Source organism: Pseudomonas sp. B16(2017), assembly GCF_002113205.1.
Lineage (GTDB): Bacteria > Pseudomonadota > Gammaproteobacteria > Pseudomonadales > Pseudomonadaceae > Aquipseudomonas > Aquipseudomonas pharyngis.
On the sequence record NZ_NEKA01000006.1, the window covers coordinates 261,016 to 282,150 of the forward strand.

Sequence of the window (21,135 nt, forward strand, 5' to 3'; positions counted from 1 at the left end):
ACGACGCTGTACTCCTGTGGGAGCGGGCTTGCTCGCGAAATCGGTAAGACAAACAACACATCTGTTGAATGTTGAACCGCATTCGCGAGCAAGTCGAATCGTCGCACCGCCGCTCCCACATTGGTTTGTGGTGCTCTCCACGATGCTCCGACACTTCTGGCATAACACTTGCTCTTGCCTTGCCGTGCGACTGTGAAAACCCGATTAGTGACGGATTATTGGCATGGCGAAGAGCGAAGCTGCAGCAGTAAAAGACCCCGCAACCAAAGGCAAACTCAAGCTGATCATCATGATCGTGTTGGGTCTGTTGCTGGCCATCGGTACGTCCGTGGGGGCGACGTGGTTCTTCATGCACAGTGCCCAGAGCAAGCCTGCGGCGGCCGCCGAAGCGGCCCCGGTCGGCAAGCAGCCGGCGATTTTCGAGCCGATGGCGCCGGCCTTCGTGGCCAACTACAACCAGAACGGCCGTCAGCGCTACATGCAGGTGAGCATCACCATGCTGGCGCGCAATCAGGCGGATCTGGAAGCGCTCAAAGTGCACATGCCGGTGATCCGCAACAACCTGGTGATGCTCTTCTCCGGTCAGGATTTCGCCACGCTGGCGACCCCGGTCGGTCAAGAGATGTTGCGCCAGAAGGCCACAGCCAGCGTCCAGGAAGTGGCGCAGAAAGAGCTGGGCAAAGTGGTGATCGAACAGTTGCTTTTCACTAATTTCGTACTGCAGTAGGAACACGACATGGCCGTGCAGGATCTGCTGTCCCAGGATGAAATCGACGCGCTGTTGCATGGTGTCGACGATGGTCTGGTACAGACCGATAACGCTGCCGAACCCGGCAGTGTCAAAAGCTACGACCTGACCAGCCAGGATCGCATCGTCCGTGGACGCATGCCGACTCTGGAAATGATCAACGAGCGTTTTGCCCGCTACACCCGCATCAGCATGTTCAACATGCTGCGCCGCTCGGCGGACGTTGCCGTCGGTGGCGTACAGGTGATGAAGTTCGGCGAATACGTGCACTCGCTGTACGTGCCGACCAGCCTCAACCTGGTCAAGATCAAACCCCTGCGCGGCACCGCGCTGTTCATCCTCGACGCCAAACTGGTGTTCAAACTGGTGGACAACTTCTTCGGCGGCGACGGCCGTCACGCCAAGATCGAAGGGCGTGAATTCACCCCGACCGAGCTGCGCGTGGTGCGCATGGTGCTGGAGCAGGCGTTCGTCGACTTGAAGGAAGCCTGGCAGGCGATCATGGAAGTCAACTTCGAGTACATCAACTCGGAAGTGAACCCGGCCATGGCCAACATCGTCGGCCCGAGCGAAGCGATCGTGGTTTCCACGTTCCACATCGAACTCGACGGCGGTGGCGGCGATCTGCACGTGACCATGCCGTACTCGATGATCGAGCCGGTGCGCGAAATGCTCGACGCCGGTTTCCAGTCGGACCTCGACGACCAGGACGAACGCTGGGTCAATGCCCTGCGCCAGGACGTGCTCGACGTCGACGTGCCGATCGGTGCCACCGTGGCCCGCCGCCAGTTGAAGCTGCGCGACATCCTGCACATGCAGCCGGGTGACGTGATTCCGGTCGAGATGCCGGAAGACATGATCATGCGCGCCAACGGCGTGCCGGCCTTCAAGGTCAAGATGGGCTCGCACAAAGGCAACCTTGCGTTGCAGGTGATCGAGCCGATCGAGCGCCGCTGAAGCGGCGCCCTCACTCCCTGATTCTTTTACCGGTTTTTTGCCCGCCGAGGACAAATGATGAACGACGATATGAACACCCAGGACGATCAGGCACTGGCCGATGAATGGGCTGCCGCCCTGGAAGAAACCGGTGAAGCCGGGCAGGCCGACATCGACGCGCTGCTGGCCGCCGACGCAGGTACTTCGAGCTCCAACCGTCTGCCGATGGAAGAGTTCGGCAGCGTGCCGAAGAACAACGACCCGGTGACCCTCGACGGTCCGAACCTGGACGTGATCCTCGACATTCCGGTGTCGATCTCGATGGAAGTGGGCAGCACCGACATCAACATCCGCAACCTGCTGCAACTCAACCAGGGTTCGGTGATCGAGCTTGATCGTCTGGCCGGCGAGCCGCTGGACGTGCTGGTCAACGGCACCCTGATCGCTCACGGTGAAGTGGTGGTGGTCAACGAAAAGTTCGGCATCCGTCTGACCGACGTGATCAGCCCGAGCGAACGCATCAAGAAGCTGCGCTGAGTGAAAAAGGTTCTGGGGGCTTTGTTCGGCCTGGCACTGGCGTTGCCGTTCAGCGTGCTGGCGGCCGAGCCGGTGGCGACCACGGCAGCGGCGGCTGCGCCAGCCGTCAACAGCGGCGTGGCGGGGCAGTTGACGCAGCTGGTGCTGGGGCTGTTGCTGGTGCTGGGCTTGATCTTCTTCCTCGCCTGGCTGTTGCGCCGGGTGCAGCAGGCAGGTCCCGCCGGCAAGGGCCAGGTGATCGAGTTGATCGGTTCCCGCGCGCTCGGGCCGCGTGACCGTCTGATGCTGGTGCAGGTCGGTAACGAGCAGATTCTGCTGGGTCTCAGCCCCGGAACCATCACTGCGTTGCACGTGCTCAAAGAGCCGGTCGAGGTGCCGAGCACCGCCGACAAAGCGACTCCGGAATTTGCCCAGCATCTGTTGAAGATCCTCGGCAAGGATCAGAAGGATAAGAAGTAATGGGTGCGTTGCGCATCGTCTTGACCCTGGCCTTGATGTTGGCCGCGCCGCTGGCATTCGCCGCTGATCCGTTGTCGATCCCGGCGATCACCCTGGGCACCAACGCCGAGGGCGCGCAGGAGTACTCGGTCAGCCTGCAGATCCTGCTGATCATGACGGCGCTGAGCTTCATTCCGGCGGCCGTCATCCTGATGACCAGTTTCACCCGGATCATCATCGTCTTCTCGATCCTGCGTCAGGCCCTGGGCCTGCAGCAGACACCGTCGAACCAGATCCTCACCGGCATGGCGCTGTTCCTGACGCTGTTCATCATGGCGCCAGTGTTTGATCGCGTGAACAACGATGCCTTGCAGCCGTACCTCGCGGAAAAGCTGACGGCCCAGCAGGCAGTGGAAAAGGCTCAGGTGCCGATCAAGGACTTCATGCTCGCCCAGACCCGCTCCAGCGACCTGGAGCTGTTCATGCGCCTGTCCAAACGCACCGACATCGCGACGCCGGATGCTGCGCCGCTGACCATTCTGGTGCCGGCCTTCGTGACGTCTGAGCTGAAGACCGCGTTCCAGATCGGCTTCATGATCTTCATCCCGTTCCTGATCATCGACCTGGTGGTCGCGAGCGTGCTGATGGCGATGGGTATGATGATGCTGTCGCCGCTGATCATCTCGCTGCCGTTCAAAATCATGCTGTTCGTGCTGGTGGATGGCTGGGCGCTGATCATCGGCACCCTGGCCAGCAGTTTCGGAGGTGTATCGCCATGACGCCAGAAGTAGCGGTCGACATCTTTCGCGAGGCCCTGTGGCTGACCACCATGATGGTGGCGATCCTGGTGGTGCCGAGTCTGTTGGTGGGCCTGCTGGTGTCGATGTTCCAGGCCGCCACCCAGATCAACGAACAGACCCTGAGCTTCCTGCCGCGTCTGCTGGTGATGCTGGTGACGCTGATCGTCGCCGGCCCGTGGCTGGTGCAGACGTTCATGGAATACATCACCCAGTTGTACAAAAACATCCCGATGGTCATCGGCTAAGCCATGCAATCGCTGCTTCAGCTGACCGATACCCAGATCAGTACCTGGGTGGCGACGTTCATGCTGCCGCTGTTTCGCGTCGCCTCGATGTTGATGGTGATGCCGGTCTTCGGAACCACGCTGGTGCCCCGGCGGATCCGTCTTTACTTTGCCTTCGCGATCACCGTGGTGATCACGCCCAACCTGCCGCCGATGCCGGCGGTCAGCCCTCTGGACCTCAGCGGTCTGCTGCTGATCGCCGAGCAGATTCTGGTGGGGGCGGTGCTGGGCTTCTCTCTGCAACTGTTCTTTCAGGCTTTCGTGGTGGCGGGGCAGATCGTCGCGATCCAGATGGGCATGGGCTTCGCGTCGATGATTGACCCTACCAACGGCGTGTCGGTGGCGGTGATCGGGCAGTTCTTCACGATGCTGGTGACCTTGCTGTTCCTGTCGATGAACGGGCACCTGGTGGTGTTCGAAGTGCTCACGGAAAGCTTCACCACGCTGCCGGTCGGCGGCGGGCTGATGACCACGCATTACTGGGAGCTGGCCGGCAAGCTCGGCTGGGTGCTGGGCGCCGCGTTGTTGCTGGTGCTGCCGGCAGTCACCGCGCTGCTGGTGGTCAACATCGCCTTTGGCGTGATGACCCGCGCTGCGCCACAGCTGAACATTTTCTCCATCGGCTTTCCGCTGACCCTGGTGCTCGGCCTGTTCATCGTCTGGGTCGGGCTGGCGGACATTCTCAATCAGTATCAACCGCTGGCCACCGAGGCCTTGCAGTTTTTACGCGAACTGGCAAAGGCGCGCTGAGTCATGGCTGAGAGCGAAAGCGGTCAGGACAAAACAGAAGACCCCACGGAGAAGCGCAAAAAGGACTCCCGGGAAAAGGGTGAGATTGCCCGTTCCAAGGAGCTCAACACCCTGGCGATCATGCTCGCCGGCTCTGCCGCACTGCTGATCTTTGGCGGGATGCTGGCGCAGGATTTGATGGACCTGATGCGCCAGAACTTCACGCTGTCGCGGGAAGTGATCATGGACGAGCGCTCCATGGCGACGTTCCTGATGAGCAGCGGATTGCAGGCGTTGCTGGCGATACAGCCGATCATGATCACCCTGTTGCTGGCCGCTTTCCTCGGGCCGATCGCGCTGGGCGGCTGGCTGTTCGCCGCCGGTTCGCTGGCCCCCAAGTTCAGCCGGATGAACCCGGCGGCAGGCCTCAAGCGGATGTTCTCGATGAAGGCCGTGGTCGAGTTGCTCAAGGCGCTGGCCAAGTTTCTCATCACCTTGGGTGTGGCGCTGGTGGTACTCAATTCGGACATCGACGACCTGCTGCGCATCGCTCACGAGCCGCTGGACCGGGCGATCATCCACAGCTTGCAACTGGTGGGCTGGAGTTCCCTGTGGCTGGCCTGCGGGTTGATCATCATCGCCGCCGTCGACGTGCCCGTGCAGATCTGGGAGAGCATCAAAAAGCTCAAGATGACCAAGCAGGAAGTGCGCGACGAGCACAAGGACCAGGAAGGTCGGCCAGAGGTCAAGCAGCGCATCCGCCAGCTCCAGCGCGAGATGTCGCAGCGCCGGATGATGGCGGCGATCCCGGATGCCGACGTGGTCATCACCAACCCGACCCACTACGCGGTGGCGCTCAAGTACGACGCCGAGAAGGGCGGGGCGCCAATGCTGCTGGCCAAGGGCAGCGACTTCCTGGCGCTGAAGATCCGCGAAATCGCCGTGGCCAACAACGTCATGCTCCTCGAATCGCCAGCCTTGGCGCGTTCCATCTACTACTCCACGGAGCTGGAAGAAGAAATCCCCGGTGGCCTGTACCTGGCGGTCGCTCAGGTCCTGGCCTACGTCTACCAGATCCGCCAGCACCGCGCGGGCAAGGGCAAATTCCCGGAACCGCTCAAGGACGATCTGCCGATCCCGCCGGATCTGCGGCGCGATTCCTGATGCTGATGAAGTAAAAAAAACCGCCTCCGGTTGAAACTGGTGGCGGTTTTTTCATGCCTGATGACCTGTGTTGCTTGTGCGGTCGCTTTCGCGGGCAAGTCGAATCGTCGCACCGCCGCTCCCACAGTGATTTGTGGTGTGCTCATATTTTCCGAGCGACGCCAAACCTGTGGGAGCGGGCTTGCCCGCGAAGGCGTCAATCGCCACGGCACATCTATCAAGCCTTTACGCGGAAGTCTGCGACGGCGGTATTTCCAGATTATCCAACACCCGATTCACTGCCAGCTCACCGAGCATGATCAGTTGCGCAATCCCCACCAGCGTCCGGCGCTGGGAGGCGGGCATGAGATGGGTGAAGTCATTGACGATGGTCCTGGCTGAGGCCAGGGTTTCGCAGGCATCGGCCAGCAGTTCTTCGTTTTTGAAGTCCGCGGTGACGGCGTACATTCTGCGGGTTTTGCGCGGTGGTGGCCTGGAGCCGGGCGGGCAGAGATAGTGATCGAGGGCGCGGTCGGCGGCTTCGTGAAGTTTTCTGGAATCGACGGATTCGTAGGGCGAGGCGGGGTCGGTTTCGGGCGGGTTGGGTGTTGGTTTGATCATGGTGAAGCTCCTTTGGGGTGGAGCCGCCAAATCCAGTCGCTAAACAGGAAGGGTGGCGGCTGTACGCAGGTTAGCGAACCGGTCAAAGGCACCCGGCAGACCGCAAGGGTCTCCCGCATACAGCCACCATAACGAAATTGCAGACATACAGATCCGCAACGAAGCCTGGAACGCTGGTGCACCTTTAATTCGAACCGAGTCGCTAAACCCGATCGCTGATTCGTCAGCGACCGACCCACAATAGAACCCGACCCCACAGCGCACAAGCCGGCGGATTCTGGCGTAGCCGTAGGCAATGGCGCAAGGATTCGTAGCCTCAAAGGCGTGTCTTGAGGTGTCTTTTAAACGCCAGAGTTTAAAAGACAATGGGTGCCGTCGGTCTGAAACGTCCCGCGACCTGTTAGTTCTGACAGTAGACGCGTGTTGTGCCCGGGCGCCTTATAAATCCGGAATTCACGCCGTTGCCTATTCGCACTCCGCGAACGCAGTGGTTGATAACTCATTCACTTGAAATCGGGGATAGAACATGACAAGGCGCGTTTACCGAAAACTGCCGGGCATGGAGATGGAGTTCGTTTCAGGGAAACTGGAAAGGGACGCAGACGAGCGGGCCATCTTCTATGAGGCGACGTTCGACCTGAAGCTGGACTTTCTCAACTTTCTGGTCATGGCTAATCAGTTCATTGCGAATTATCTGGATAAGCCCATCAATGCGATTCGGCCTGAACTGGCCGGGTTTGCGTATCACTACTCCTACAACTACTTCTTTGGTGCGGCCGGTAATATCAGCGATAACCCGTCGTTGTTCGCTCTCTTCACCGACCCTGGTTACTACATGGACCAATGGGCGAGTGATGGCGGGCCCGTAGAGCAACGATATGGAAAACCCTCGTTCACGGTGGTCGGCAACCAATTGCGCATCACGACGCGGCAGTACTTTCGGCTGGATGCGGGGGCTCCTCCGATTGAAATCAGCGACCTGCCATTCATGCGTTTCGAATGGGCATTGAATCTGATGGAAGGTCATGCGAAGTCCACTGATGTCGCGCCTGTCACCATGGTGGTACTGATGTATACGGAGGAGGACGTTGTCGATGTTGGTGGTCACAGCGTGTTCAGGGGCGCGCGCTATCTGGATAATGCAGCCCTCTCTTTCGGACCGATCACTTCGGCGCACATTCTGGTAGCCAGTTGACTATCGGGAATTCATCTCAGTGAACATCGCTGAACAGGGGCGGGCGCACGACGTGCGTGCCGCCCCTTTGTGCATTCATCACCCCTCTGTTTCAAGCCTTGGCAAAAGTTGGAAGGCTTCTTGCAGTAGCCGCCGTGCGCCTGCTTCGGGCGTCAAAAGTTTGCTTTAAAGGAACGGGGAAAACCGGTGGATCGCACTCAGTTATTCAACACTGCTCGCACAAACGTTGCCGACCTCAGTCGAGGCAATCTGGGTGTGCCGCTGTTGCTGCTGGTCATGCTGGCGATGATGATGTTGCCGGTGCCGCCGTTCCTGCTCGACGTGTTCTTCACCTTCAACATTGCCCTGTCGATCGTCGTGCTGCTGGTCTGCGTGTACGCCTTGCGGCCGCTGGATTTTGCGGTGTTCCCGACGATCCTGCTGGTAGCGACGCTGTTGCGACTGGCGCTGAACGTGGCGTCGACGCGGGTGGTGATGCTCCACGGTCAGGACGGCCACGCCGCTGCCGGTAAGGTGATTCAGGCCTTCGGTGAGGTGGTGATCGGCGGTAACTACGTGGTCGGTATCGTGGTCTTCGCGATCTTGATGATCATCAACTTCGTCGTGGTGACCAAGGGTGCGGGCCGGATCTCCGAGGTCAGCGCGCGTTTCACCCTCGACGCGATGCCCGGTAAGCAAATGGCGATTGACGCCGACCTCAACGCCGGTCTGATCGATCAGGCCCAGGCCAAGGCCCGTCGTCAGGAAGTGGCCCAGGAGGCGGAGTTCTACGGTTCGATGGACGGTGCCAGCAAGTTCGTGCGCGGTGACGCCATCGCCGGCCTGCTGATTCTGTTCATCAACCTCATCGGCGGCATGGCCGTCGGTATCTTCCAGCACAACATGACTTTCGCCGACGCCGGCAAGGTTTACGCCTTGCTGACCATCGGTGACGGTTTAGTGGCGCAATTGCCATCACTGTTGTTATCTACAGCGGCGGCGATCATGGTGACCCGTGCTTCCGGTTCGGAAGACATGGGCAAGCAGATCAATCGGCAGATGTTCGCCTCGCCCAAAGCGCTGGCGGTGGCTGCCGGTCTGATGGCGGTCATGGGCCTGGTGCCGGGCATGCCGCACTTCTCGTTCCTGACCATGGCTGCACTGGCGGCCGGTGGCGCTTACCTGTTCTGGAAGAAGCAGAACGTGGCCAAGGTCATCGCGCTGGAAGAGGTCAAGCGCCAGCAGGAACTGCTGCCGTCGCCGGCCCGCGCCATGGAAACCAAGGAGCTGGGCTGGGACGACGTGACTCCGATCGACATGATCGGCCTGGAAGTCGGCTACCGCCTGATTCCGTTGGTGGACCGCAACCAGGGCGGGCAATTGCTGGCGCGGATCAAGGGCGTGCGCAAGAAGCTCTCGCAGGATCTGGGCTTTTTGATGCCGACCGTGCACATCCGCGACAACCTCGACCTGGCGCCGAGCGCCTATCGCCTGACCCTGATGGGCGTGATCCTGGCCGAAGCCGAGATCTACCCGGATCGCGAACTGGCGATCAACCCGGGTCAGGTCTACGGCTCGCTCAACGGCATTACCGCCAAAGATCCGGCTTTCGGCCTGGAGGCGGTGTGGATCGAAGTCAGCCAGCGCGCGCAGGCGCAATCGCTCGGTTACACCGTGGTCGATGCCAGCACCGTGGTTGCGACTCACTTGAACCAGATTCTGTACAAGCACTCCAGCGAGCTGATCGGCCACGAAGAAGTGCAGCAATTGATGCAATTGCTGGCCAAGAGCTCGCCGAAACTGGCTGAAGAGCTGGTGCCGGGCGTGGTCACGCTGTCGCAGTTGCTCAAAGTATTGCAGGCGTTGCTGGCCGAACACGTGCCGGTGCGCGATATCCGCAGCATTGCCGAAGCCATCGCCAACAATGCCGCCAAGAGTCAAGATACCGCCGCTTTGGTGGCCGCTGTGCGGGTCGGCGTATCTCGCGCCATCGTCCAAAGCATTGTAGGGACTGAGTCGGAGCTGCCAGTTATCACGCTGGAGCCAAGGTTGGAACAAATATTGCTCAATAGTCTGCAGAAGGCAGGACAAGGCTCGGAAGAGGGCGTTCTGCTGGAGCCGAGCATGGCCGAGAAGCTGCAGCGTTCGCTGATCGAAGCGGCGCAGCGCCAGGAAATGCAAGGTCAGCCGGTGATCCTGTTGGTAGCAGGCCCGGTACGCGCGATGCTCTCGCGCTTCGGTCGCCTGGCAGTTCCCGGACTGCACGTGCTGGCCTACCAGGAAATTCCGGACAACAAGCAAGTGACCATCGTTGCGACAGTAGGGCCCAACGGCTGAGGTAGTGGTTTATGCAAGTTAAGCGTTTTTTCGCCGCCGATATGCGTCAGGCCATGAAGCTGGTTCGTGATGAGCTGGGCGCTGATGCCGCCATCATTGGCAACCGCCGCATCGCCGGCGGCGTCGAGCTGACGGCGGCGCTCGATTACAAACTGTCGGCGCTGGCCCCGCGCGTTCCGAACATGGAACTCGAGGATGAGCTGCGCAAGACCCAGTCGCGCATCGTCACCGCCCAGGCCGAACTGAGCCTGCGTGGCGAAGCCGACGGCAACACCAATCGCCAGTTGTTCGCCGGGCTGCCGTTGACGGCCGGCCTGCCGCTGACCGCTGCCGAACCCCTGACCGAACCCACTTACGAGGCGCCGGCCCGCCCAGCCCCGGCGCCTGCACCGGCCGCCGCTGGCGTCGACCCGCGTGCACTGGACTCGATGCGCTTCGAGCTCAACAGCCTGCGCGAACTGATGGAAGTGCAACTCGGCACCCTGGCCTGGAACCAGCTGCAAGGCAGCCGTCCGGCTCAGGCCAATCTGTACCGTCGTCTGCAACGCATCGGTTTGTCCGGCCCGTTGTCCCGCGATCTGCTGTCGATGATCACCGAGATCGACGAACCGCGTCAGGCCTGGCGCATGTTGCTGGCGCACCTGGCACGAATGATTGCCGTACCGGAAGTCGAGCCGTTGGAAGAGGGTGGGGTGATTGCCATGGTCGGCCCGGCCGGCATGGGCAAGACCACCACCCTGGCCAAACTGGCCGCCCGCTACGTGCTCAAGTACGGCGCGCAGAACATCGCGCTGGTGAGTATGGACAGTTTCCGTATCGGCGCGCAGGAGCAGCTCAAGACTTTGGGTCGCATCCTCAATGTGTCGGTGACCCACGTCGATCCGGGCCAGTCCCTGGTGCAGGCGCTGGATCCACTGCTGCGCAAGCGCGTGGTGCTGATCGATACCGCCGGCCTGCAAGCCAGCGATCCGGCCCTGCGCATGCAGCTGGAAAGCCTGGCCGGTCGTGGCATTCGGTCGAAAAATTATCTGGTGCTGGCAACCACCAGCCAGAAACAGGTTCTAACCGCCGCGTATCACAGTTACAAGCGTTGCGGGCTCGCCGGCTGCATCCTGACTAAACTGGATGAGACGGCCAGCCTTGGCGAAGTGCTGAGCCTGGCGATCAGTCACGAACTGCCGGTCGCCTACCTGACCGATGGGCCGCGTATTCCGGATGATCTGCATCTGCCGCGCCGTCATCAACTGGTCAGCCGCGCCGTCAGTGTGCAAATGCAGGAAGAACCCAGCGAAGAAGCCATGGCTGACATGTTCGCTGATATCTACCACAGTCCGACCAAGCAGGTTGGCTGAGGTAATGAACCGTTTTTGTACCTACATCGATGGTCTGCCATGCATTGTTCCGGTTGTGAACGCGCAGCCAGTAATGTGGCCTCCGTCTATGCAAGACAAGGTAAAGAAATAACATGGGCAGCATGCATCCCGTACAGGTGATCGCGGTGACCGGCGGCAAAGGTGGCGTCGGCAAGACTAATGTGTCAGTGAACTTGTCCCTGGCGCTGGCAGAGCTTGGCCGTCGGGTCATGCTGCTGGACGCCGACCTGGGGCTGGCGAACGTCGACGTTCTGCTGGGCCTCACCCCCAAACGTACCCTGGCCGACGTGATCGAAGGCCGCTGCGAGCTGCGCGACGTGCTGTTGCAAGGCCCCGGCGGGATCCGCATCGTGCCGGCCGCTTCCGGCACCCAGAGCATGGTTCACCTGAGCCCGGCCCAGCATGCCGGCCTGATCCAGGCGTTCAGCGACATCGGCGACAACCTCGACGTGCTGGTGATCGATACCGCTGCGGGTATTGGTGACTCGGTAGTCAGTTTCGTTCGCGCAGCCCAGGAAGTGTTGCTGGTGGTCTGCGACGAGCCGACCTCGATCACCGACGCTTACGCGCTGATCAAACTGCTCAACCGCGACTACGGCATGAACCGCTTCCGCGTCCTGGCCAACATGGCCCAGAGCCCGCAGGAAGGTCGCAATCTGTTCGCCAAGTTGACCAAGGTCACGGATCGCTTCCTGGACGTCGCCCTACAATACGTCGGTGCGGTGCCTTACGACGAAAGCGTGCGCAAGGCGGTGCAGAAGCAGCGTGCGGTCTATGAAGCCTTCCCGCGTTCCAAGTGCGCGCTGGCGTTCAAGGCGATCGCACAGAAGGTCGACACCTGGCCGCTGCCCGCCAACCCGCGCGGCCACCTCGAATTTTTCGTCGAGCGCCTCGTGCAGCAAACGGCAGGACCTGTGCTATGACCGCCAGCGGTATGAACCTTTACAAAAAGTCGGCGCGTGACGCGCAGTACGAGCTGATCGAGCGTTACGCGCCACTGGTCAAACGCATCGCCTACCACTTGCTGGCGCGATTGCCGGCCAGTGTGCAAGTCGAAGACCTGATCCAGGCCGGGATGATCGGCCTGCTCGAAGTCTCGACCAAATACGACGCCAGCAAGGGCGCCAGTTTTGAAACGTACGCGGGCATCCGGATCCGCGGTGCGATGCTCGATGAAGTCCGAAAAGGGGATTGGGCACCGCGCTCGGTTCACCGCAACACCCGTATGGTCAGCGACGCAATTCGCTCGATTGAAGCTAAAACCGGCCGTGACGCTAAAGATCACGAAGTTGCGGCCGAACTCCAATTGAGTCTCGACGATTACTACGGGATTTTGAACGACACCCTGGGCAGCCGGCTGTTCAGTTTCGACGACCTGTTGCAGGACGGCGAACACGAAGGGCTGCACGAGGATGGCGCCAGTGCTCATCTGGAGCCGTCGCGCGATCTGGAAGACGAACGTTTCCAGGCCGCGCTGGCGGACGCGATTGCCAATTTGCCGGAGCGTGAGCGACTGGTGTTGGCGCTGTACTACGACGAAGAGCTGAACCTCAAGGAGATCGGTGAAGTCCTTGGCGTCAGTGAATCGCGGGTCAGCCAGTTACACAGCCAGTGCGCGGCCCGCTTGCGGGGGCGTTTGGGGGAGTGGCGAGCGCGCTGAAGGCAGTGTGGGGACACTGCGAACGAGGCTGGTGCGGTGGTGAACGGCACCGGTCTCGATCTGTTGTGCTCCAGACAGTCATCGAGTGTTTTGCCGGATTGATTGAAATGGCGCGTCCAGGTGCTGGGCGCGTTTAAGACTGCTTGGAGGTCGAATTGAACAAAGACATGAAAATCCTCATCGTTGATGACTTCTCAACGATGCGGCGGATCATCAAGAACCTGTTGCGTGATCTGGGGTTCACCAACACCGTTGAAGCCGACGATGGCACCACTGCCATTCCGGTGCTCAACAGCGGCAGCATCGACTTTCTGGTGACCGACTGGAACATGCCCGGCATGACCGGTATCGACCTGCTGCGCCACGTGCGCGCCGATGAAAAGCTCAAGCACCTGCCGGTGCTGATGGTGACCGCTGAAGCCAAGCGCGAGCAGATCATCGAGGCGGCCCAGGCCGGCGTGAACGGCTATGTGGTCAAACCTTTCACGGCCCAGGCGTTGAAAGAAAAAATCGAGAAGATTTTCGAACGCATCGGCTGATGAACGCGCGGGGGAGCTATGGAGCATAACGAATCTTCACAGGGCGATTTTGAGTCGACCCTGAAAAAACACGCGGTCGAACTGGTCGAAAGCCTTGAAAAAGGCAAGTTCGGCGACGCGGTGCAACTGATCCATGAGCTCAATCAGACCCGTGACCGTGGCCTGTACCAGGAAGTGGGCAAGCTCACACGTGAACTGCACAGTGCGATCGTCAATTTCCAGATCGATCCGCACATGCCGCAGGCTGAGGAAGTGTCGCAGATTACCGACGCTACCGAGCGCCTGGGCTACGTGGTCAAACTGACCGAAGCTGCCGCCAACCGCACCATGGATCTGGTGGAAAGCGCGACCCCTGTGGTCAATGGCCTGGCTGACGAAGCCCAGGCCTTGAGCGCCGATTGGGGCCGTTTCATGCGTCGTGAGGTCGGGGCTGAAGAGTTCCGTGAACTGGCGCGCCGGGTCGACGGTTTTCTGGCACGCAGCAGCGCGGACAACCGCGCGGTGTCGAGCAATCTGAATGACATTCTGCTCGCCCAGGATTACCAGGACCTCACCGGCCAGGTGATCAAGCGCGTGACCCAATTGGTCACCGAAGTCGAAAGCAACCTGCTCAAGCTCGTGCTCATGGCCAGCCAGGTGGACCGCTTTGCGGGCATCGAACATGACCGTGCGGCGATGCTTGCTGAAAAAGATCCACAAAAACATCTCTCGCAGGGTGAAGGTCCGCAGATTCATGCCGATAAACGAGAAGACGTTGTGTCCGGTCAGGACGATGTGGACGATTTGTTATCCAGCCTTGGATTCTAGAGTTTTGGAATTATAGGTTTTTTGGGTTTTTAGACCTGTAGGAGCACCCCATTAATGAGCTTCGGCGCCGATGAAGAGATCCTTCAGGATTTCCTGGTTGAGGCCGGCGAGATTCTTGAGCAACTGTCCGAACAACTGGTCGAGCTGGAAAGCCGCCCGGATGACGCAGATCTGCTCAACGCAATTTTTCGCGGTTTCCACACTGTAAAAGGGGGCGCCGGCTTCCTTCAGCTCAACGAGCTGGTGGAGTGCTGTCACATCGCCGAAAACGTGTTCGACATCCTGCGCAAGGGTGAACGACGCGTCGATGCAGAACTGATGGACGTGGTGCTCGAAGCGCTGGACGCGGTGAACAGCATGTTCAGCGAAGTCCGCGATCGCAGCCCGATCACCGCCGCCACCCCGGAACTGCTGGCTGCCCTGGCGCGTCTGGCCGAACCGCAATCGGCGGATGAAGCCCCGGCTTCGCCGGTTGCCGAGATGATCGAAGAGCTGGTCGTCGAAGGCGATTCGGGCGACATCACCGATAACGAATTTGAACAGTTGCTGGACTCGCTGAACGCCGTCAAGGCCGAAGCCGAAGCCCCGGCGGCTGCCGCTGCGCCTGCTTCCACCGAAGCGGCCAGCGATGAAATCACCGACGCCGAGTTCGAGTCGCTGCTCGACCAGTTGCATGGCAAAGGCCAGTTCGCGGCCGACGCCGTAGCTCCGGCGGCCGCTGCACCTGCTGCCCCGGCGGCGGGCGACAGCTCGGACATTACCGACGACGAATTCGAAGCCTTGCTCGATCAGTTGCACGGCAAGGGCAACTTTGCCGTCGATGCGCTGGAGTCGGCGATTGCTTCGGTGCCTGCGCCGGCTGCTCCGGCAGCCGCTGCGGCCGGTAGCGATCTGATCAGCGACCACGAGTTCGAATCGCTGCTCGACGATCTGCATGGCAAAGGCAAATTCACTGACGTCGCCACCGGTGCGGTCGTGACTGCTGGCAATGCTTCGGCTGTTGCAACGCCTGCTGCGAAGGCCCCGGCCGCCGCGGCAAAACCTGCTGCGAAAGCGCCTGAGCCGAAAGCTGAACCGGCCAAGCCAGCCGCCGCTGCTGCACCGGCTCCGGCCCGTGCTCCGGCGAGCCCTCCACCGGAAAAACCGGCGAGCGAAGCCGAAACCACCGTTCGCGTTGATACCGCGCGTCTCGACGAAATCATGAACATGGTCGGCGAGCTGGTGCTGGTACGTAACCGTCTGGTGCGTCTGGGCCTGAACAGCGGCGACGAGTCGATGCAGAAGGCTGTGTCGAACCTCGACGTGGTCACTGCCGACTTGCAGACCGCCGTCATGAAGACCCGGATGCAGCCGATCAAGAAAGTCTTCGGCCGCTTCCCGCGTCTGGTTCGCGACCTGGCACGCCAGCTCAAGAAAGAGATCAACCTGGAACTGGTGGGCGAAGAGACCGACCTCGACAAGAACCTCGTCGAGGCCCTGGCCGACCCGCTGGTCCACTTGGTGCGCAACGCGGTCGACCACGGCATCGAGTCGCCGGAAGAACGCGAAGCCTCGGGCAAGGCCCGTGGCGGCAAGGTGATCCTGGCGGCCGAGCAGGAAGGCGACCACATCCTGCTGTCGATCTCCGACGACGGCAAAGGCATGGACCCGAACGTCCTGCGTGCCATCGCCGTGAAACGCGGTGTGATGGACAAGGATGCCGCCGATCGCCTGAGCGACACCGAGTGCTACAACCTGATTTTCGCCCCGGGTTTCTCGACCAAGACCGAGATCTCCGATGTGTCCGGCCGCGGTGTCGGCATGGACGTGGTGAAGACCAAGATTTCCCAGCTCAACGGTTCGATCAACATCTACTCGACCAAGGGCCAGGGCTCGAAGATCGTCATCAAGGTGCCGCTGACGCTGGCGATCATGCCGACCCTGATGGTGATGCTCGGCAATCAGGCGTTCGCGTTCCCGCTGGTGAACGTCAACGAAATCTTCCACCTCGACCTGTCGACCACCAACGTGGTGGATGGTCAGGAAGTGGTGATCGTGCGGGACAAGGCGCTGCCATTGTTCTACCTCAAGCGCTGGCTGGTCAGCTCCGCCGCTCACGAAGAGCAGCGCGAAGGCCATGTGGTGATCCTTTCGGTGGGCACCCAGCGGATCGGCTTCGTCGTCGATCAACTGGTCGGCCAGGAAGAAGTGGTCATCAAGCCATTGGGCAAGATGCTCCAGGGAACTCCAGGCATGTCCGGCGCCACCATCACCGGTGACGGCCGCATTGCACTGATTCTCGATGTTCCGAGCATGCTCAAGCGTTACGCCGCACGGCGTATTTGAATCCGGGGTGGCGGGGCGACAACGTCCCGCCGCACCTAATGGAGTGTTTATGGCAGTCAAAGTCCTGGTGGTGGACGATTCGGGTTTTTTCCGCCGCCGCGTCTCGGAAATTCTTTCATCGGATCCGAGCATCCAGGTTGTCGGCACGGCAACCAACGGTAAAGAGGCGATCGATCAGGCCCTGGCCCTCAAGCCGGACGTGATCACCATGGACTACGAGATGCCGATGATGGATGGCATCACGGCCGTGCGGCACATCATGCAGCGCTGCCCGACGCCGGTGTTGATGTTCTCCTCGCTGACGCACGAAGGCGCCCGGGTGACCCTGGATGCGCTGGATGCCGGCGCGGTGGATTTCCTGCCGAAGAATTTCGAAGACATCTCCCGCAACCCGGAGAAGGTCAAGCAACTGCTGTGCGAGAAGGTTCACAGCATCTCGCGCAGCAACCGTCGTTTCAGTGCCTACAGTGCGCCGGCGCCTGCCGCTGCACCGACGCCTGCGCCGGCTGCTCCTGCACCGTCGAGCTTCAGCAGTCACAGCAGCGCTCCGGCCCGTCCGGCACCTGCGCCGGCACCGACTCGCGCGCCAGCGGCCAGCGCTTCGTCGCCGGCGCCGAAACGCAAGAACTACAAACTCGTCGCCATCGGTACATCGACTGGCGGCCCGGTCGCGCTGCAACGGGTCCTGACCCAGTTGCCGGCCAGCTTCCCGGCGCCGATCGTGCTGATCCAGCACATGCCGGCGGCCTTCACCAAGGCCTTCGCCGAGCGTCTGGACAAGCTGTGCCGCATCAGCGTCAAGGAAGCCGAGGATGGTGACATCCTGCGTCCGGGCCTGGCGCTGCTGGCACCGGGTGGCAAGCAGATGATGATCGACGGCCGTGGCGCGGTGAAAATCCTGCCGGGCGACGAACGTCTGAACTACAAGCCGTGCGTGGACATCACTTTCGGTTCCGCAGCCAAATCCTACAGTGACAAAGTTCTGGCGGTGGTACTGACCGGCATGGGCGCCGACGGCCGTGAAGGTGCACGACTGCTCAAGCAGGGCGGCAGCACGGTCTGGGCTCAGGACGAAGCCAGTTGCGTGATCTACGGCATGCCGATGGCCATCGTCAAAGCTGACCTCGCCGACGCGGTGTACAGTCTGGACGATATCGGCAAGCACATCGTCGAGGCATGCGTCTGATGGATGTTCTAAGCCTTATCGGGATCATCATGGCGTTCGTCGCCATCATCGGCGGCAACTACCTGGAAGGTGGTCACCTCGGCGCGCTGGCCAACGGCCCGGCGGCGCTGATCGTGCTCGGTGGCACCGTCGGTGCCGCGCTGCTGCAATCGCCGATGAGCGCGTTCAAGCGCGCCATGCAGATTCTGGCCTGGATCTTTTTCCCGCCGCGGGTGGACCTGGCCGGCGGCATCGACCGCGTAGTCAACTGGAGCCTCACCGCCCGCAAGGAAGGCCTGCTGGGTCTGGAAGGCGTGGCGGATGCCGAGCCCGACGCCTACTCGCGCAAGGGCCTGCAACTGCTGGTCGACGGCGCCGAGCCGGAAGCGATCCGCAGCATCCTCGAAGTGGATTTCTACACTCAGGAAGCCCGCGATGTCGAAGCGGCCAAAGTGTTTGAAAGCATGGGCGGCTACGCGCCGACCATCGGCATCATCGGTGCGGTAATGGGCCTGATCCACGTGATGGGCAATCTGGCCGATCCGTCGCAACTGGGTAACGGGATTGCGGTGGCGTTCGTCGCCACCATCTACGGTGTGGCCAGTGCCAACCTGATCCTGTTGCCCGTTGCCGCCAAGCTCAAGTCAATCGCGTTGCGACAGTCGCGTTATCGCGAAATGTTGTTGGAAGGTATTTTGTCGATCGCTGAAGGTGAAAACCCACGCTCCATCGAGTTGAAGCTTCAGGGCTTCATGGATTAAGGGACTGACCTCATGGCACGTCGTCGCCAGCATGAAGAGCACGTAAACCATGAACGCTGGCTGGTTTCCTACGCCGACTTCATCACCTTGCTCTTTGCCTTTTTCGTGGTGATGTACTCCATCTCGTCGATCAACGAAGGCAAATACAAGATCATCTCCGAAGCGCTGATCGGGGTCTTCACCGACTCCGACCGCGCGCTCAAGCCGATTCCGATCGGTGAAGAACGACCGAAGACCGTGACCCCGGCCAAGCCGCTGGTCAAGGACGCCGAACAGGTCGATGCCGGTATCGCCGGAGCCAGCGATCCGCTGAAAAGCATCGCCGATGACATCAGCGCTGCGTTCGGCGACCTGATCTCCTCAAACCAGATGACCGTGCGCGGCAACGAGCTGTGGGTCGAGATCGAACTCAACTCCAGCCTGTTGTTCGGCAGTGGTGATGCGATGCCGAGCGACATCGCGTTCAACATCATCGACAAGGTCGCGGCGATCCTCAAACCGTTCGACAACCCGATTCACGTCGAAGGCTTCACCGACGATCAACCGATCCGCACCGCGCAGTACCCGACCAACTGGGAGCTGTCCTCGGCGCGTTCGGCGAGCATCGTGCGCATGCTGGCGATGCAGGGTGTGAATCCTGGCCGCTTGGCTTCGGTGGGCTACGGCGAATTCCAGCCGGTGGCCAACAACGCCACCGCTGAAGGCCGGGCGAAAAACCGTCGTGTGGTGCTGGTGGTGTCGCGCAATCTCGATGTGCGCCGCAGCCTCACCGGCACCGGAACCGCTCATGCGCAACCGGATGCCGCGTTGAAGCGTGCTGGCACACAAACTGCACCGACCCCGGTCAAGACGCCGGGACGCGAGAGTGCCGTCAATTCTCCGTCGCCCGCATTAATACGCTGAACCATGTCTCGGCCGAGTATCCCGGCCGGGAGGAACGATCCGAATGAGAGTCTGGGCAGTCGCCAATCAAAAGGGTGGTGTTGGTAAAACCACTTCTTCCATCGCTTTAGCCGGTTTGCTGGCAGAGGCGGGCAAGCGCGTGGTCGTGGTCGATCTCGATCCGCACGGCTCGATGACCAGCTATTTCGGTTACGACCCCGACAGCCTGGAACACAGCAACTACGACCTGTTTCTGCACAAGGGCGGCGTGCCGCAAGGCCTGCCGGGCCAGCTGCTGTTGTCGACCAGCGATGAACGCATTTCCCTGTTGCCGTCGAGCACCGCGCTGGCCACCCTCGAGCGCCAGTCGCCAGGGCAGAGTGGCCTGGGTCTGGTGATCGCCAAGAGTCTGGCGCAGCTGTGGCAGGACTTCGATTACGCGATCATCGACAGCCCGCCATTGCTCGGCGTGCTGATGGTCAACGCGCTGGCCGCCAGTCAGCAACTGGTGATCCCGGTGCAGACCGAGCACCTGGCCGTCAAAGGCCTGGAGCGCATGGTCAACACCCTGGCGATGATCAACCGCTCACGCAAACAGGCGCTGCCGTTCAGCATCGTGCCGACCCTGTTCGACCGCCGCACCCAGGCGTCGATGGGCACCTTGCGCGTGCTGCGCGACAAATTCCCCGACGAGATCTGGCAGGGTTACATCCCGGTCGATACCCGTCTGCGCGACGCCAGTCGTGCCGGTGTCACCCCTTCGCAGTTCGACGGCAAGAGCCGTGGCGTGCTGGCTTACCGCGCGCTGCTCAAGCATCTGCTGGCGCAGCAACTCGTTCCGCAGGTGGCTTGAGCATGAATCGGCCGATCAAGCTGACGTCCAAGCCGCAACTGGCGCTGCAGTCCTATCTGGACGGCTTGCTGCAGGAAGTGACGGACGAGGTCGAGCAGGAAATCGCAGCGCCGGTCGAGGTGGTCGAGACCGCTGCGGCGCTCGATGAATTCCAGGCTGCCGTGCTCGAAGAGCAGGCCCGGGATGCGCAAAAAGCCGCCCGGCCGGTGGCCCCGGTTGCAGCGCCTGCCGCTGTAGTAGCGAAGGCAACTGCGACGTTGATCAAAGAGCCTGAGCCGGTGCGCGTGGTATCGACCCTGGCACCGCTGCTGCAAACCCAACTTCTGCAAACGCCTCCGGCTCCCGTAGTACCAGAGCCGGAACCTGAAGCGCCTGCGCCAGCCCCGGTCGAACCAACCCTGGTTGCGCCGCTGGTCGAAGTGCATCTGCCGCCAAGCAATACGCCGCCACCGGTGGAAACCGACGGCCGTCCGGCCTGGGCTTCGGAAGCGTTCGAATGCCTGCTGTTCGACGTCGCCGGGCTGACGCTGGCGGTGCCGCTGGTGTGTCTGGGCTCGATCTATTCGCTGGCCGGCCATGAGCTGACGCCGCTGTTCGGTCAGCCGGAATGGTTCCTCGGGATCCTGCCGAGCCAGGCCGGCAACCTGAAAGTGCTGGACACCGCACGCTGGGTCATGCCGGATCGCTATCGCGACGATTTCCGTCAGGGCCTGCAATACGTGATTTCGGTGCAGGGTTACGAGTGGGGCCTGGCGGTGCATCAGGTCAGTCGCTCGTTGCGTCTGGACCCGAATGAAATCAAATGGAGAAGTCACCGAGGTCAGCGGCCATGGCTCGCCGGCACGGTGATTGAACACATGTGCGCCTTGCTCGATGTTTCCGCACTGGCCGAGTTGATCGCCAGCGGTGGGGCAAGGCACATGTCCGGCAGTAAGCCGAACCACAAACCGACATAACACTTACATAACAGACATGTACCGGTATTCAAATGCCGGCGAACGAAACACACACCGCCAGGCGCGG

At 61.1% G+C, this 21,135-nt stretch carries 22 protein-coding genes; 21 read left to right on the forward strand and 1 reads right to left on the reverse strand.

The window, feature by feature from the left end; translation table 11 throughout:
• Nucleotides 1–223: 223 nt before the first annotated feature.
• The 8 genes from fliL to flhB are packed head-to-tail and all read left to right on the forward strand — an operon-like array spanning nt 224 to nt 5,636.
• Nucleotides 224–727: a flagellar basal body-associated protein FliL gene (fliL, locus tag CAG25_RS12770; RefSeq protein WP_064594377.1), complete on the forward strand. Its 504-nt coding sequence runs from the start codon at nt 224–226 to the stop codon at nt 725–727.
• Nucleotides 728–736: 9 nt separating this feature from the next.
• Nucleotides 737–1,705 carry a flagellar motor switch protein FliM gene (fliM, locus tag CAG25_RS12775; protein WP_003222890.1) on the forward strand — a complete coding sequence of 323 codons (969 nt, stop codon included), beginning with the start codon at nt 737–739 and terminating at the stop codon, nt 1,703–1,705.
• 57 nt (nt 1,706–1,762) lie between these two features.
• Nucleotides 1,763–2,221, forward strand: coding sequence for a flagellar motor switch protein FliN (fliN, locus tag CAG25_RS12780; protein WP_011333057.1), 459 nt, complete (start codon nt 1,763–1,765; stop codon nt 2,219–2,221).
• The gene (gene fliO / locus CAG25_RS12785; RefSeq protein ID WP_007951949.1) at nt 2,222–2,680 is read left to right on the forward strand and encodes a flagellar biosynthetic protein FliO; all 459 of its coding nucleotides are present in this window, start codon (nt 2,222–2,224) and stop codon (nt 2,678–2,680) included. It abuts the gene before it with no gap.
• On the forward strand, nt 2,680–3,438 hold the full coding sequence (fliP, locus tag CAG25_RS12790) for a flagellar type III secretion system pore protein FliP (RefSeq protein WP_039765605.1): 759 nt from the start codon (nt 2,680–2,682) through the stop codon (nt 3,436–3,438). The genes fliO and fliP overlap by 1 nt, the downstream gene beginning before the upstream one ends.
• Entirely contained in the window at nt 3,435–3,704 is a 270-nt protein-coding gene (gene fliQ / locus CAG25_RS12795) for a flagellar biosynthesis protein FliQ (RefSeq protein WP_007951951.1), read from the forward strand. Before fliP ends, fliQ begins: the two co-directional genes overlap by 4 nt.
• 3 nt (nt 3,705–3,707) lie before the next feature.
• Nucleotides 3,708–4,493, forward strand: a complete 786-nt coding sequence (gene fliR, locus CAG25_RS12800; protein ID WP_085611525.1) for a flagellar biosynthetic protein FliR — start codon at nt 3,708–3,710, stop codon at nt 4,491–4,493.
• A 3-nt stretch (nt 4,494–4,496) separates the two neighbouring features.
• Nucleotides 4,497–5,636 (forward strand): flagellar biosynthesis protein FlhB, encoded by a 1,140-nt coding sequence (gene flhB, locus CAG25_RS12805; protein ID WP_074687541.1) that lies wholly within the window; start codon nt 4,497–4,499, stop codon nt 5,634–5,636.
• A gap of 225 nt (nt 5,637–5,861) precedes the next feature.
• Here the strand turns inward: flhB and CAG25_RS12810 are convergent, their stop codons facing one another.
• Nucleotides 5,862–6,236, reverse strand: a complete 375-nt coding sequence (locus CAG25_RS12810; RefSeq protein WP_085611524.1) for a DUF6124 family protein — start codon at nt 6,234–6,236, stop codon at nt 5,862–5,864.
• A gap of 526 nt (nt 6,237–6,762) precedes the next feature.
• Between CAG25_RS12810 and CAG25_RS12815 the strand changes: the two genes are divergently transcribed.
• The 13 genes from CAG25_RS12815 to CAG25_RS12875 all read left to right on the forward strand — a co-directional run bounded on the left by CAG25_RS12815 (nt 6,763) and on the right by CAG25_RS12875 (nt 21,068).
• On the forward strand, nt 6,763–7,431 hold the full coding sequence (locus CAG25_RS12815) for a hypothetical protein (RefSeq protein ID WP_085611523.1): 669 nt from the start codon (nt 6,763–6,765) through the stop codon (nt 7,429–7,431).
• A gap of 186 nt (nt 7,432–7,617) precedes the next feature.
• Nucleotides 7,618–9,747 carry a flagellar biosynthesis protein FlhA gene (flhA, locus tag CAG25_RS12820; protein ID WP_085611522.1) on the forward strand — a complete coding sequence of 710 codons (2,130 nt, stop codon included), beginning with the start codon at nt 7,618–7,620 and terminating at the stop codon, nt 9,745–9,747.
• Between the two features lie 11 nt (nt 9,748–9,758).
• A complete protein-coding gene (gene flhF, locus CAG25_RS12825; RefSeq protein WP_064594406.1) occupies nt 9,759–11,099 on the forward strand; it encodes a flagellar biosynthesis protein FlhF in 1,341 nt (446 codons plus the stop codon).
• 113 nt (nt 11,100–11,212) lie between these two features.
• Entirely contained in the window at nt 11,213–12,043 is an 831-nt protein-coding gene (gene fleN / locus CAG25_RS12830) for a flagellar synthesis regulator FleN (protein ID WP_003222917.1), read from the forward strand.
• Entirely contained in the window at nt 12,040–12,780 is a 741-nt protein-coding gene (gene fliA / locus CAG25_RS12835; RefSeq protein ID WP_007951959.1) for an RNA polymerase sigma factor FliA, read from the forward strand. The genes fleN and fliA overlap by 4 nt, the downstream gene beginning before the upstream one ends.
• Nucleotides 12,781–12,947: 167 nt before the next feature.
• The gene (locus CAG25_RS12840) at nt 12,948–13,319 is read left to right on the forward strand and encodes a chemotaxis response regulator CheY (protein WP_003183998.1); all 372 of its coding nucleotides are present in this window, start codon (nt 12,948–12,950) and stop codon (nt 13,317–13,319) included.
• A gap of 18 nt (nt 13,320–13,337) precedes the next feature.
• On the forward strand, nt 13,338–14,126 hold the full coding sequence (locus CAG25_RS12845) for a protein phosphatase CheZ (RefSeq protein ID WP_011333071.1): 789 nt from the start codon (nt 13,338–13,340) through the stop codon (nt 14,124–14,126).
• 54 nt (nt 14,127–14,180) lie between these two features.
• Nucleotides 14,181–16,451, forward strand: coding sequence for a chemotaxis protein CheA (locus CAG25_RS12850; protein WP_085611521.1), 2,271 nt, complete (start codon nt 14,181–14,183; stop codon nt 16,449–16,451).
• A 49-nt stretch (nt 16,452–16,500) separates the two neighbouring features.
• Nucleotides 16,501–17,637, forward strand: coding sequence for a chemotaxis response regulator protein-glutamate methylesterase (locus tag CAG25_RS12855; protein ID WP_085611520.1), 1,137 nt, complete (start codon nt 16,501–16,503; stop codon nt 17,635–17,637).
• Complete coding sequence (locus CAG25_RS12860; protein ID WP_064600715.1) at nt 17,637–18,377, forward strand: flagellar motor protein; 741 nt, start codon at nt 17,637–17,639, stop codon at nt 18,375–18,377. The genes CAG25_RS12855 and CAG25_RS12860 overlap by 1 nt, the downstream gene beginning before the upstream one ends.
• Before the next feature lie 12 nt (nt 18,378–18,389).
• Entirely contained in the window at nt 18,390–19,280 is an 891-nt protein-coding gene (motD, locus tag CAG25_RS12865) for a flagellar motor protein MotD (protein ID WP_011333075.1), read from the forward strand.
• 43 nt (nt 19,281–19,323) lie between these two features.
• Nucleotides 19,324–20,112, forward strand: a complete 789-nt coding sequence (locus CAG25_RS12870) for a ParA family protein (protein ID WP_011333076.1) — start codon at nt 19,324–19,326, stop codon at nt 20,110–20,112.
• 2 nt (nt 20,113–20,114) lie between these two features.
• A complete protein-coding gene (locus tag CAG25_RS12875; RefSeq protein ID WP_085611519.1) occupies nt 20,115–21,068 on the forward strand; it encodes a CheW domain-containing protein in 954 nt (317 codons plus the stop codon).
• The last annotated feature ends 67 nt before the right edge of the window (nt 21,069–21,135 follow it).